Below are 13,115 nucleotides of genomic sequence, written 5' to 3'. Positions count from 1 at the left end.
GGTGCGGCCGCGGGGGCGTGGAGTGCTGCGGGTCGGGGCGGTCGTGGTGCCGTTCCGGTGGCGGCCGGTTGTCGTGGCGGCGGTGCTGTTCGTGCTGCTCTGTGTCGCGGTGGTGGTCAGTCTGTCGCTGGGTACGCCGTACGTCGCCCCGGTGGACGTGGTGCGGTCGCTCTCCGGCGCGGGCACCCCGTACGACCTCGTGGTGCGCGACCTGCGACTGCCTCGCGCGGTCCTCGCGGCGGTGGCCGGTGCGGCCTTCGGCGTGGCCGGCACGCTGATCCAGAGCGTGGCCCGCAACCCGCTCGCGAGCCCCGACGTCATCGGTGTCACCCAGGGCGCAGGGCTGGCCGCGACGATCGCGCTGACCAGCGGCGCGGCGGCGGTGCTGGTGGCGCCGGCGGCGCTGCTCGGCGGCCTGGCCGCCGCGGTGGTGGTGTTCGCGCTCGGCGCCCGGCACGGCCTGGCGGCCCAGCGGTTCGTGCTCGCCGGTGTGGCGGTGGCGTTCGCGTTCCGGGCGCTGATCGAGGTGGTCATGCTCACCGCCGACCCGATCGACGGGCTGCGCGCGCAGATCTGGCTGATCGGCACGCTCGCCGGCAAGGGGTGGAGCGAGGCGGCCTGGATCGCCGGCACGCTCGCGGTCCTGCTGCCGGTGCTGCTCTGGGCCGGGTGGGCGCTGCGCAGCAGCGCGCTCGACGACGACACCGCGCGGGGGATCGGCCTGCGGCCGGTGGCCCGGCGCATGGGGCTGGCCGGCACCGGTGTGCTGGCCGCCGCCATGGTCACCGCCCAGGTCGGCGCCGTCGACTTCGTGGCGCTGGTGGCCCCGCAGGTGGCCCGGCGGCTGGTCCGCGCCGAGCGCCCGCCGCTGCTGTGCGCCGCGCTGCTGGGCGCGTTGCTGCTGGTCCTCGCCGACCTCGGCGCCCGCCGGCTGCTGGCGCCGACCCAACTGCCGGCCGGCGTCCTCACCGCGGCGATCGGCGGGCCGTACCTGATCTTCGTGCTGCTGCGCACCCGAGGGAGGCGGTCGTGACCGCGCTGCTGTCCACCCGCGACCTGGTCGTCGGCTACGAGGGCCGCACCGTGCTGGACGGACTGGACCTCGACCTGCCGGCCGACACGTTCACCGTGATCGTCGGCCCGAACGCCTGCGGCAAGTCGACGCTGCTGCGCACCATGGCCCGGCTGCTCACGCCCCGGCGCGGCGCGGTGCTGCTGGACGGCGCGGCGATCCGGGATCTGCCGACCCGGGACGTGGCCCGGCGGCTCGGCGTCCTGCCGCAGAGCCCGCTGGTGCCCGAGGGGATCACCGTGGCCGACCTGGTCGGGCGCGGCCGGCAGCCCTACCAGCGCTGGTGGCGGCAGTGGTCGGCCGAGGACGGACGGGCGGTCGAGGAGGCCATGCGGCTGGCCGATGTGAGCGCGCTCGCCGACCGCCCGGTGGACACGCTCTCCGGCGGGCAGCGCCAGCGGGTGTGGATCGCCATGACGCTGGCCCAGGACACCGACGCGCTGCTGCTGGACGAGCCGACCACGTTCCTCGACCTGGCCCACCAGGTCGAGGTGCTGGACCTGCTGCACCGGCTGCGCGCCGAGCGGGGCCGGACCGTGGTGGCCGTGCTGCACGACCTCAACCAGGCCGCCCGGTACGCCGACCACCTGATCGCCATGCGCGACGGCGCGGTGGTGGCCGCCGGCGAGCCGCGCGAGATCCTCACCGCCGACCTGGTCCGCGACGTGTTCGGGCTGGACTGCGTGGTCGTGCCCTGCCCGGTCAGCGGCGCCCCGCTCGTGGTGCCGGCCCTCACCCAGACCGGATCCGCCCAGACCTCGGCCGTTCCGGCCGTCACGCCGGCTCCGGCCGGCGCCCCCGTCGGCGACGCCTGAGCGCGCCGACCCGCACCACCGAAAGGAACCTGATGCGTCGTCTCGCCGTCGCACTCACCGCCGCCCTCGCTCTCGGCGTCGGTCTCACCGCATGCGGGGAGAGTGACCCCGTCGCCGGCACCGGCACCGGGGAGACCCGGGAGATCACCCACGCCATGGGCACCACGAAGGTGCCCGCCGAGCCCAAGCGCGTGGTCGTGCTCGACACCGACAAGATCGACACCGCGCTGTCGCTGGGCGTCACCCCGGTCGGCGCGGCGACCGCCGGTGAGGCGAAGAGCTGGCCCACCTACTTCGGCGCGGACAAGCTCGCCGGCATCACCGAGGTCGGCGTGCTCACCGAGCCGGACCTGGAGGCGATCAACGCGCTCAATCCGGACCTGATCCTGGGCAGCAAGTTCCGCCAGGAGAAGTTCTACGACGAGCTGTCCAAGATCGCCCCCACCGTGTTCACCGAGAAGGTGGGCATCACCTGGAAGGAGAACTTCCTCCTCGACGGCGCGGCACTGGGCAAGGAGCAGCAGGCGAAGGACCTGCTGGCCGAGTACGAGAAGCGGGCGAAGGACTTCGGCACGAAGCTCGGCGACGCCTCGTCGCGCAAGGTCTCCATCGTGCGCTTCATGCCGACCGAGATCCGTCTGTACGGGCCTGACTCGTTCTCCGGCATCGTCGTCGGTGACACCGGCCTGGGCCGCCCCGAGCGGCAGATGCTCGCCGGCAAGGAGGACAAGCGGATGGACCGGGTCAGCCCGGAGCGCATCGCCGAGGCCGACGGCGACGTGGTGTTCGTGACCGCGTACGGCGAGAAGGCCGCCGCCGAGCAGGCCAAGGTCACCGGCGGCACGCTGTGGAAGGGCCTGTCCGCGGTCAAGGCCGGCAAGGCGCACGTGGTGTCCGACGAGATCTGGATGACCGGCATCGGCGTGGGCGCCGCCAACAAGATCCTGGACGACCTGGAGAAGTACCTGGCCGCCTGAGCCCCGAATCACCCGCGCCCGTCCAGCCCCACCGGGCCGGACGGGCGCGGGTGTGTTTCAGGCCGCCAACTGCCAGAGCAGGAACGCGTTGAGCGCCACCACGAACGCGGTGATCGCGACCGCCGCGGCGGTGGTGGACCGGCGGTTGACCAGGCTGCCCATCAGATCCCGGCGGCGCGTGAACATCACCACCGGGATCAGCGCGAACGGGATGCCGAAGCTCAGCACCACCTGGGACAGCACCAGCGCCCGCGTCGGGTCGACGCCGATCGCGAGCACCGCCAGCGCGGGCAGCAGCGTGATCGTCCGGCGGACCAGCAGCGGGATCCGGCGGCGCAGGAAGCCCTGCATGATGATCTCGCCGGCGTACGTGCCGACGCTCGTGGAGGCGAGCCCGGACAGGAGCAGAGCGACCGCGAAGCCGACCGCCGCCGCCGTGCCGAGCGTGGCGGCGAGCCCGGAGTGCACGCCTTCCAGGGTGTCGGTGCCGGGGATCGACGTGCCGTGGAAGCTGCTCGCGGCGACCAGCAGCATGGCCAGGTTGACCGCGCCGGCGATGCCCAGTGCGATCAGCACGTCGACCCGCAGGCCCTTGGCGACCAGCCGCCGCTGCGCCTCACCCTCGGCGGGCAGGCGGTTCGGGGTCAGCGCCGAGTGCACGTAGATGACGTGCGGCATCACCGTCGCGCCCAGGATGCCGGCGGCGAGCAGCATGCTGTCGGTGCCCTGCATCCGGGGCAGCAGTCCGGCCGCGGCGTCGGACACGTCCGGTTGCGCGCTGACCAGGTTGACCGCGAACGCCAGCACGATCACGCCGAGCAGCACGGCGATGGCGATCTCGAACGTCCGGAAGCCCCTGGCCCGCAGCGCGAGGATGGCGAACGAGGCGGCGCCGATGATCAGGCCGCCGGGGAGAAGCGGGACGCCGAACAGCAGGTACAGCGCGACCGCCCCGCCGATCACCTCGGCCAGGTCGGTGGCCATGGCGACCAGCTCGGCCTGCGCCCACATGACCCGGTTGAGCGGCCGGGGCAGGTGCTCCCGGCACAGTTCGGGCAGGCTGCGCCCGGTGGCCAGGCCGAGCTTCGCGGTGAGCGTCTGCACCAGCATGGCGGCCAGGTTCGCCGCCACGACCACCCAGACCAGCAGGTACCCGTACCGGGCCCCGGCGGTGGAGTTGGTGGCGAAGTTGCCGGGGTCGACGTAGGCGACCGCCGCCACGAACGCCGGTCCGAGCAGGATGAGGCGGCCGCGTACCGGGCGCGGGGCGCGGGCGGTCCGTAGCGGGGGTACGACAGGCGAGTCGTTTGTTACCACTGTTGCTCCTCGACGACGACTGGCGACGAACGGCGGGGGAGCCGGGGAGGGCGGCCACGCGGGGTGTTCCCGACGGATGCCCGCATATGCCACCAATCTGAGCCCAGAGGAGGAAAGCAGACACCGACGATGCCGTCCGCTGTTCGTCCACGGCGCGGAGTCCCCCCGCGGCGCACCGCTCGGGACGGCGAACGGCCGCCCCGGGTAGCGGGACGGCCGTTCGGTAGGTGGGCGGTCGGTCAGGCGGCGGTGGACCAGATGGCGCGGAACGCGGCCGCCTCACCGGCCAGCCACTGCTCGATCTGCTCGGGCTTCACGTCGGCGGGCATCCGGTGTGCCTCGCCGCGACGCACGTCGACCAGGACCGGCTCGGCGTGCGGCAGCACCGCGTCCATGTGCCGGGCCATCAGGTGCAGCGTGGCGAGCGTGGCCTCCTCGCTCGGCGGTGCCTCGTCGAAGTGCAGCCGGATCGCCTCGGCCCGGCCTTCGGCGTACCGGACGCCGAACTGCGGGTTGATCTTCACGGGCAGGTCGCCCAGCATGGCCAGGGCGTCGCGGGTCTGGGCCAGGTCGACGCCGGCTGGCTCGCCGAGCGACTGCAGCCAGCGGGTCGCGCCCGGCACGAGCGCCTCGTAGAGCGGACGCCAGCGCGGCTTGACCAGGTCGGCGACCTGCGCGAGGTGGGTGCCGCCGGTGTGGAAGGCGACATCGGCCTTGAGCGCCTTGACGAATTGGCCGTGCGGGTTGAAGCCGTGCCGGCTGGCCCGCTGCCGGCGCAGACCGCCGACGAAGGTGGCTTTCGTGGGCCCGGTGCGGTCGACGTACCGGGTGAATCCGAGGAGGGTGGCGTAGGGGGTGACAGGGGTCGCGGAGGTGGGCGCAGTCACGAGCATCCTCCCAGGTCAGCAGCTCGATTAGTACATACATTCTAATCGACGGGTCTGACATCGCCCAGGGTGCGAAAGGGGCATTGTCGATCCGTTCGCAGACGGCCTGCCGATCCGGACGGGACACCGCGCGATCGATCCGTCCCCTAGAGTGCGGTTCTTCCACACCTCTCTTTCGGAGTACCCATGCGATCCCTCACGGCCCGATGGCCCCGCCTCGCCGCCACCGCGGCGCTGCTGGCCACGACCGCGCTCTTCGCCCCGTCGACCCCGGCGCACGCCGCCGACGAGCTGCCCGACCTGTTCGTCTCCTTCAGTAGCGACCCCGTCGCGGAGATCGACAACAGTGGCACCACGGTCGGGATGTACGTCTACAACTACGGCCAGGCCGACGCGACGGCGGTGACCGTCACGCTCGACCTGGGCAAGCTGTCGTCCGACGTGGTCGCCTCGGTGCCGGACTGGAACGACTCCTGCAAGCTCGCGGCGGGGAAGGTCACCTGCGCCGTCGGTGGCCTGGTGGCCGGCCAGACCGATCTCCTCTACCCGCTCTCGCTGGCCAGCCGCACCGGTGCGACCCCCGGTGACGCCGGTTCGGTCGGCGTGACCATCGCCGGCGCGCAGGACGACGCCAACCCCGGCGACAACACGATCAGCTTCCCGGTCACGATCCGCGCCTCGGGCCCCGATCTGGTCGCCGCCGCCGACGACCTGAACGACAAGTCCAAGCCGGTCGGTGAGGGCGACCGCGTCCCGCTCTACAGCGGTGTGCTCAACGAGGGCGACAGCCCGGCGACCGACTTCACCGTCCGGGTCGACCTGCCCACCGGCGCCACCTTCGTCGAGCGGTACAGCGACTGCACCTACGTCGGCTACTACCCGAAGGCCAGCGGTCCGCCCTACGTCTACGGGCCGAGCCAGGTCACCTGCACGGTGCCGCTGACGCTCAAGCCCGGCGAAGGGCTGCTGCTGTTCGACGACGAGACGGGCGAGTCGCTGTTCAACATCACGTTCGGCCGCAACCTGCCCGGCCCGGACGAGAACTACGCCCTGTTCAGCACCGCGCTGGCCGGTGAGGCGGAGACGGCGAAGAAGGCCGCGGCGACCAAGGGCAACGGCCCGTCGTTCGCCACCGCCGCCGAGAAGCTGCACGCCAAGGCGGTCAAGGCGGGCCAGGCCCGCAAGGCCGTCGTGGAGCGCGAGCTCGACGAGTCGGACAACTACGCCGACTTCGGGTTCTGGAGCAAGAAGAACAGCCTCGACGTCGCCGTCACCGCCGCGCCGGTGAAGGGAGCGGTCGGCCAGACCGTCGATCTCACCTACGAGGTCGTCAACCACGGCCCGTCCGACGGCGGCGGCCCCGGTGTCCTCATCACCGCGCCGAGCGGCACCGTCCTGCTGCCCAGCGAGTGGTGCTACACCGACGGCCAGCCGGGCACGACGTTGCCCGAGTCGGCGAAGCTGCGGTGCAACTTCGAGAGCGAGTTCCCGAGCGTCGCCTCCGGCTACGGCCGGATCAAGCCCACCGTCCAGCTGAAGATCAAGTCGACGCCGGGTACCGACGGCACGATCGTGGTCGACGGCGCCACGTCCTCGACCGAATCGAAGCCGGCGAACAACACCGCTCGCATCGTCGTCGCCGTCGGCAACGGCGGCCCGGGCACCGGTGGCTCCGGAGACGGCAGCGGTGGCACCGGCGGCGGCCTGCCGATCACCGGTGCGCCGGCGGCCACGCTCGCCGGTGTCGGCGCCGCCGTGCTCGCGGCCGGCGCGGTCCTGTTCGTCGTGTTCCGTCGTCGTCGCGTGGCGTTCCAGGCCCCGCGCGACTGATCGGACACGACCGCGGGGGCGGAACCGGACCGGTTCCGCCCCCGCGGCGTACGTCAGGCGGCGCCGCTACAACTGGCCGACGTCGGTGATCCGGACCACCGCCGCGCCGGTCTCGTCCGATGCGGCCAGGTCGATCTCGGCGCTGATGCCCCAGTCGTGGTCGCCGTCCGGGTCGTCCAGGATCTGCCGTACGGTCCACCTCTCGCGGCCCTGCTCGATCATCAGCAGCGCCGGCCCGCGCGCGTCCGGGCCCACCCCGATCGCGTCGTACGCCTCGAAGTACGGCTCCAGCGCGTCGGCCCAGGCGTCGGCGTTCCAGCCGTCGCCCGCGTCCAGCTCGCCGAGCAGATCCCAGCGGCGCAGCGCGGCCAGCTCGACGCGGCGGAACATCGCGTTGCGCACCAGCACCCGGAACGCCCGCGCGTTGCGCGTCACCGCCGGCGGCCGGTCGTCGAGCGAGGCGGCCACCTCGGCCACGTCCGACGGGTTGCGCAGCCGCTCCCACTCGTCGATCAGGCTGGAGTCGACCTGGCGGACCAACTCACCCAGCCACTCGATGAGGTCGACCAGTTCCTCGGTCTTCGCGTCCTCGGGGACGGTCTGCCGCAGCGTCTTGTACGCGTCGGCGAGGTACCGCAGCACCAGCCCCTCGGACCGGGACAGCCCGTAGAACTGGACGTACTCGGGGAACGTCATGGCCCGCTCGTACATGTCCCGGACCACCGACTTGGGGGAGAGCTGGTGGTCGGCGACCCACGGGTGGCCCTGCCGGTACATCTCGTACGCGGACTCCAGCAGCTCGGCGAGCGGCTTGGGCCAGGTCACCTCGTCGAGCAGTTCGAGGCGTGCCTCGTACTCGATGCCCTCCGCCTTCATCGCGGCGACCGCCTCGCCGCGGGCCTTGAACTGCTGCGCGGACAGCACCTGGCGCGGGTCGTCGAGGATCGACTCGATCACGCTGAGTACGTCGAGCGCGTACGACGGGGACTCCCGGTCGAGCAGTTCGACGGTGGCCAGCGCCAGCGGTGACAGCGGCTGGTTGAGCGCGAAGTCGAGCTGGAGGTCGACGGTGAGCCGTACCCGGCGGCCGGTCTCGTCCGGCTCGGGCAGCTCCTCGACCACGCCGCCGGCGCGCAGCGCCCGGTAGATGGCGATGGCCCGGCGGATGTGCCGGCGCTGCGCGGCCGGATCCTCGTGGTTGTCGGTGAGCAGGTGCCGCATCGAGGCGAACGCGTCGCCGGGGCGGCCGATCACGTTGAGCAGCATCGAGTGGCTGACCTGGAAGCTGGAGGTGAGCGGCTCCGGCTCGGCCTCGACCAGCCGCTGGAACGTCGGTTCGCCCCAGCCGATCGAGCCCTCCGGCGGCTTCTTCTTCACCACCTTGCGGCGCTTCTTCGGGTCGTCGCCGGCCTTCGCGAGCGCCTTCTCGTTCTCGATCACGTGCTCGGGGGCCTGCACCACGACCCGGCCCAGCGTGTCGAACCCGGCCCGCCCGGCCCGGCCGGCGATCTGGTGGAACTCGCGGGCCTTCAGCAGGCGCGTCCGCACCCCGTCGTACTTCGAGAGGCCGGTGAACAGCACGGTACGGATCGGCACGTTGATGCCGACGCCGAGCGTGTCCGTGCCGCAGATGACCTTGAGCAGGCCGGCCTGGGCGAGCGTCTCGACCAGGCGGCGGTACTTCGGGAGCATGCCCGCGTGGTGCACGCCGATGCCGTGGCGGACCAGCCGGGACAGCGTCTTGCCGAAGCCGGAGGTGAACCGGAAGTTGCCGATCGCACTCGCGATCATGTCCTTCTCGGCGCGGGTGCAGACGTTCACGCTCATCAGCGCCTGGGCACGTTCCAGCGCGGCGGCCTGGGTGAAGTGCACGACGTACACCGGGGCCTGCTTGGTCTCCAGCAGTTCCTCGAGCGTCTCGTGCAGCGGCGTGGTCGCGTACGAGAAGAGGAGCGGGACCGGCCGCTCGGCCGAGCGGACGACGGCGGTCGGCCGCCCGGTGCGCCGGGTCAGGTCGTCGACGAAGCGGGTGGTGTCGCCGAGCGTGGCCGACATCAGCACGAACTGCGCCTGCGGCAGCTCGATCAGCGGCACCTGCCACGCCCAGCCGCGGTCCGGCTCGGCGTAGAAGTGGAACTCGTCCATGATCACCTGGCCGACGTCAGCGCGGCGGCCCTCGCGCAGTGCCAGGTTGGCCAGGATCTCCGCGGTGCAGCAGATGATCGGCGCGTCCGCGTTGACGCTGGCGTCGCCGGTGAGCATGCCGACGTTCTCCGCGCCGAAGACCTCGCAGAGCGCGAAGAACTTCTCCGAGACCAGCGCCTTGATCGGCGCGGTGTAGAAGGTCGTCCGGTCGTCGGCCAGCGCCGCGAAGTGCGCCGCGATCGCCACCAGGCTCTTGCCCGAGCCGGTCGGCGTATTCATGATCACGTTCGCGCCGGAGACGATCTCGATGACCGCCTCCTCCTGATGGGGATAGAGGTCCAGGCCGCGCTCGGACGCCCAGGAGGCGAACGCGTCGTAGAGGGTGTCGGGGTCGGCGGTCTTCGGCAGCGCGGCGGTGAGAGTCATGGCGGCTCCCATCGTGCCTGGATCACACCACGCCGCGCCAACCGGGTTCAGCGCAACGGGTTCAGCGCCGCCGGTGGATCAGGTCGAAGACCTCCCGGCCGGCGGTCAGCGCGCGCCGCTCGAACTTGGTCACCGGGCGGTGCGCCGGACGGGGCGCGTAGCCGCCGTACACGTCGACCATCTCCGGGTCGGCGGTGAGCGTCTCGCGCATCGACTCGGCGTACTCGGCCCAGTCCGTCGCGCAGTGCAGCGTGCCGCCCGGCGCCAGCCGGGACCGCAGCAGCGCCACGTGCGCCGGCGCGATGATCCGCCGCTTGTGGTGCCGGGTCTTCGGCCACGGGTCGGGGAAGAACACGTGCACCGCGTCGAGGCAGCCCTCCGGCATCGCCCGGACCAGGTCCAGCGCGTCGCCCTCGGCCACCCGTACGTTGTCCAGACCGTGGCGTTCCACCAGGTCGAGCAGGTTGGCGATTCCCGGCGTATGGACCTCGACCGCCAGATAGTGTCGGTCCCGGTCGGCCGCCGCCATTGCGGCGGTGGCGTCGCCCATGCCGGAGCCGATCTCCAGCACCAGCGGCGCCCGTCGTCCGAACAGCGCCGTCGGATCGCACGGCCCGTCGAGGGCGGCGATCTCCAGGCCGTACGCGGGCCAGAGCCGGGTGAGCGCGTCGCGCTGCCGCTCGCTCATCCGTCCGCGACGCGGATGGAAGGTACGGATGCGGCCGGCGGCGATGTCGGGGAGGGTCACAGCGACCCGAGCCTAGCCCGGATCGGATGTGATGTGCGCCCAGGGGTGAGAGGATTCATCCCGTACGCCGGGAGGGGTCATGGGGTCGTTCAGGGTACGTAGGGCGCTGCTGGTCGCGGCCGCCGCGTGCGCCGCCCCGCTGGCCGGCGCGCTGCCCGCCCAGGCCGAGCCGGTGCCGGAACAACCCCCGGCCGACGTGATCTTCGTGGAGGTCACCCCGGGCACCGTCTCGCCCGGCTACCTCGTCGGGATCCGGGCGAGCTGCCGGAACAACACCGTTCCGGCGATCGTCACCTCGGACGCGTTCGGCAGGATCCAGGTGCAGCCGCAGCGCGGCCTGCTCACCGCCTCGCCGATGGTCCACGAGCGCACCCGGCCCGGCAACTACCGGGTGAAGCTGGAGTGCCCGGGCGGGGAGACCGCTTCCACCATGCTCCAGGTGGTCAAGCAGGGGCAGCCCACCCGGCAGCCGACCCACCCGCCCAGTCACCTGCCCAGCCGCGGCCCGGCCACCGGTTTCGGCGGCACCGCCGGCCCCGGGCTCGGTGGCCTGCTGGTGCCGGTCGGGCTGGCGGTGACGGTGGTCGGCGCCGGGCTCGGCGTGGCCGCGTCCCGCCGGCAGGCCCGCGGCGCCGCCGGACGCTGAGGCCGGTCATGGCCGAGCACTTCGTTCCGCCGCCCGCCGGATCCCGGCGCTCCGGCCGGCCGTTCCTCGCCCTGCCCCCGCCCGCCGCGCCACCGACCGGCACCGCCCGGTTCTCCAGGGCTGATCCGGCCGCCGCGCCCCGGACCGGACCGCGCTCCGGGAGTGGGTCTGCCGCCGGGACGGGTCCGGCCGCCGGGACCGGATCGGCGGCCGTGCCGGTCTCCGGGTCGCGGCCGTGGATGCCGCCGCCCGCCGCGTCACGACCGTGGTATCCGCCGTCGGCCGATCCGCCGGCCCTGCGCCCCCGGCCCGCCGGGCCGCCGCCTGTCGAGCCGCCGTCGGCGTCGCCGGGCAGGGGAGACCGGGGCCGGGGCTCCTGGTCGAAGCCGCTGGCAGTGGTGCTGGTGCTGGTCGGCGTGTTCGCCACCGGTGCCGGCCTCGGGCGCACGGCCGGGCCGTTCGACTTCGCCGACGCGTCCACCGAGTCGAGCCGGTCGAACGGGTCGGGCGCGGCGGCTCCGGCGAGTGCCGCCGCCCCGGTCCGGAAACCGGCGAGCCGGCCGGTACGCCTGGCCGTGCCGGCCATCAAGGTCAACGCGCCGGTGACCCCGGTCGGGCAGGCGAAGGACGGCTCGGTGGACGTACCGCCGCTGACCGAGCACGACCAGACCGGCTGGTACGACAGGGGTGCGGTGCCCGGTGACCCGGGCCGGGCGATCATCGTGGGTCACGTCGACACCAAGAGCGGCCCGGCCGTCTTCTACCGGCTGCGCTCACTCAAGCCGGGCGCCCGGATCCAGGTGACCCGCGCCGACCGCAGCGTGGTGACCTTCAAGGTGGACAGCGTCGAGTACTTCGACAAGTCGAACCTGCCCGCCGCCCGGGTCTACGGCGACTCGGGCCCGGCCGAGCTGCGCCTGATCACCTGCGGCGGCGAGTGGGTCGGCGGCCGTACCGGCTACCAGGACAACGTGATCGTCTTCGCGTCCCTCACCCGCTGACCGTCCCCGCCCGACCGCCCGCGTCGATCATGAGGTTGGCGGTGACGAAACGGACGCTGAGTGCCGCCAACTTCATGATCGACCGAAAAGACAAGGGAATGCGGGGTCAGGGTTTGGCGGGGACCTGCTGGACCACCTCGAACTCCAGCAGGGTGGCGCCGGTGGCGACGGGCTTGCGGGGTTCGCCGCCCTCGGCGTGCGCGGCCCGCGACGGGCCCTGCGCCCACGCCTGATAGGCCTCCTCGCTCTCCCAGCGCGTGTACACGAAGTAGCGGGTGTCCCCGGCGACCGGGCGCAGCAGCTCGAAGCCGAGGAAGCCGGGGGAGTTCTCCACCGCGCCGGCCCGCGCCGCGAACCGCTTCTCCAGCTCCTCGCCGGCGCCGGACGGGACGTCGATCGCGTTGATCTTCACGACAGCCATGTGTCCACCCTAACCAGCGCCGCGCTCAGAACGTCTCGACGGCCGGTGCCAGGTCCGCGTCGACCACGATCGGAGCGTGGTCGGACGGGCCCTTGCCCTTGCGGGCCTCCCGGTCCACGTACGCGGAGCGGACCGCGCGGGCGAACGACGCGCTCGCGTACACCAGGTCGATCCGCATGCCCTTGTTCTGGTGGAACATGCCGGCCCGGTAGTCCCAGTACGTGAACGGGTGCGGCCCCTTCATCGGCGTCGGCACCACGTCCTCCAGACCCAGGTCACGCAGCGCGGCCAGGGCGGCCCGCTCGGCCGGGGTGACGTGGGTGGAGGTGACGAACAGCGCCGGATCCCAGACGTCCGCGTCGGTGGGCGCCACGTTGAAGTCCCCGCAGACGGCCACCGGCAGGGGGCCGGCCACCTCCGGTTCCAAGGCGTCGCGCAACGCCGCGAACCAGGCCAGCTTGTACGCGTAGTGCGGGTCGTCCGGCGCGCGGCCGTTCGGCACGTACACCGACCAGACCCGCAGCTCGTCGCAGGTGGCCGAGATGGCGCGGGCCTCGGGCTCGGGGAACCCGGGTTCGCCGGGGAAGCCGACGGTCACGTCGGCCAGCCCGACCCGGGACAGTACGGCGACGCCGTTCCACCGCCCGTCGCTGTGGCTGGCCACCTCGTAGCCCAACTCGCCCACCTCGGCGACCGGGAACGCCCCGTCGGGGCACTTGGTCTCCTGCAGGCACACGACGTCGGGTTTCGTGGTGGCCAGCCACTCGAGCAGCCGGGGCAGGCGGGCCTTCACCGAGTTGACGTTCCAGGTCGCCAGGCGCATGTCCCCA

12 protein-coding genes are annotated in these 13,115 nt (G+C 72.7%); 6 read left to right on the top strand and 6 right to left on the bottom strand.

Features of this window, described 5'->3' with window-relative positions; genetic code table 11:
* Positions 1-22 precede the first annotated feature (22 nt).
* The 3 genes from ACPCK6_RS00770 to ACPCK6_RS00760 are packed head-to-tail and all read left to right on the top strand — an operon-like array spanning position 23 to position 2,864.
* A complete protein-coding gene (locus ACPCK6_RS00770) occupies positions 23-1,033 on the top strand; it encodes a FecCD family ABC transporter permease (protein WP_396880584.1) in 1,011 nt (336 codons plus the stop codon).
* Positions 1,030-1,887 (top strand): ABC transporter ATP-binding protein, encoded by an 858-nt coding sequence (locus tag ACPCK6_RS00765; protein ID WP_396880583.1) that lies wholly within the window; start codon positions 1,030-1,032, stop codon positions 1,885-1,887. The genes ACPCK6_RS00770 and ACPCK6_RS00765 overlap by 4 nt, the downstream gene beginning before the upstream one ends.
* A 32-nt stretch (positions 1,888-1,919) precedes the next feature.
* Complete coding sequence (locus tag ACPCK6_RS00760) at positions 1,920-2,864, top strand: ABC transporter substrate-binding protein (RefSeq protein ID WP_396880582.1); 945 nt, start codon at positions 1,920-1,922, stop codon at positions 2,862-2,864.
* A gap of 57 nt (positions 2,865-2,921) precedes the next feature.
* Here the strand turns inward: ACPCK6_RS00760 and ACPCK6_RS00755 are convergent, their stop codons facing one another.
* The gene (locus tag ACPCK6_RS00755) at positions 2,922-4,181 is read right to left on the bottom strand and encodes an Nramp family divalent metal transporter (RefSeq protein ID WP_423480021.1); all 1,260 of its coding nucleotides are present in this window, start codon (positions 4,179-4,181) and stop codon (positions 2,922-2,924) included.
* 239 nt (positions 4,182-4,420) lie between these two features.
* Positions 4,421-5,068, bottom strand: a complete 648-nt coding sequence (locus tag ACPCK6_RS00750; RefSeq protein ID WP_423480020.1) for a hypothetical protein — start codon at positions 5,066-5,068, stop codon at positions 4,421-4,423.
* Positions 5,069-5,254: 186 nt separating this feature from the next.
* On the opposite strand from ACPCK6_RS00750, the gene ACPCK6_RS00745 reads away from it, so the two are divergent.
* Entirely contained in the window at positions 5,255-6,898 is a 1,644-nt protein-coding gene (locus ACPCK6_RS00745; protein ID WP_423480019.1) for a peptidase, read from the top strand.
* 66 nt (positions 6,899-6,964) lie between these two features.
* On the opposite strand, the gene ACPCK6_RS00740 is transcribed toward ACPCK6_RS00745, so the two are convergent.
* The gene (locus tag ACPCK6_RS00740) at positions 6,965-9,469 is read right to left on the bottom strand and encodes a DEAD/DEAH box helicase (protein ID WP_318333380.1); all 2,505 of its coding nucleotides are present in this window, start codon (positions 9,467-9,469) and stop codon (positions 6,965-6,967) included.
* Positions 9,470-9,530: 61 nt separating this feature from the next.
* Positions 9,531-10,157 carry a tRNA (guanosine(46)-N7)-methyltransferase TrmB gene (trmB, locus tag ACPCK6_RS00735; RefSeq protein ID WP_423480069.1) on the bottom strand — a complete coding sequence of 209 codons (627 nt, stop codon included), beginning with the start codon at positions 10,155-10,157 and terminating at the stop codon, positions 9,531-9,533.
* Between the two features lie 139 nt (positions 10,158-10,296).
* On the opposite strand from trmB, the gene ACPCK6_RS00730 reads away from it, so the two are divergent.
* A complete protein-coding gene (locus ACPCK6_RS00730) occupies positions 10,297-10,863 on the top strand; it encodes a hypothetical protein (RefSeq protein WP_396880577.1) in 567 nt (188 codons plus the stop codon).
* Positions 10,864-11,252: 389 nt separating this feature from the next.
* The gene (locus ACPCK6_RS00725; RefSeq protein WP_514132347.1) at positions 11,253-11,864 is read left to right on the top strand and encodes a class F sortase; all 612 of its coding nucleotides are present in this window, start codon (positions 11,253-11,255) and stop codon (positions 11,862-11,864) included.
* Positions 11,865-11,970: 106 nt separating this feature from the next.
* On the opposite strand, the gene ACPCK6_RS00720 is transcribed toward ACPCK6_RS00725, so the two are convergent.
* Both ACPCK6_RS00720 and ACPCK6_RS00715 read right to left on the bottom strand, forming a co-directional pair.
* Positions 11,971-12,285, bottom strand: coding sequence for an antibiotic biosynthesis monooxygenase family protein (locus ACPCK6_RS00720; RefSeq protein WP_018784922.1), 315 nt, complete (start codon positions 12,283-12,285; stop codon positions 11,971-11,973).
* Between the two features lie 25 nt (positions 12,286-12,310).
* Positions 12,311-13,108, bottom strand: a complete 798-nt coding sequence (locus tag ACPCK6_RS00715) for an exodeoxyribonuclease III (protein WP_423480018.1) — start codon at positions 13,106-13,108, stop codon at positions 12,311-12,313.
* Positions 13,109-13,115 lie beyond the last annotated feature (7 nt).

Origin of the sequence: Micromonospora sp. AB353 (genome assembly GCF_049538395.1) — a bacterium.
GTDB lineage: Bacteria > Actinomycetota > Actinomycetes > Mycobacteriales > Micromonosporaceae > Micromonospora > Micromonospora aurantiaca.
The sequence above is the reverse complement of the archived record's forward strand: the minus strand, read 5'-3'. Positions and strand labels throughout refer to the sequence as shown.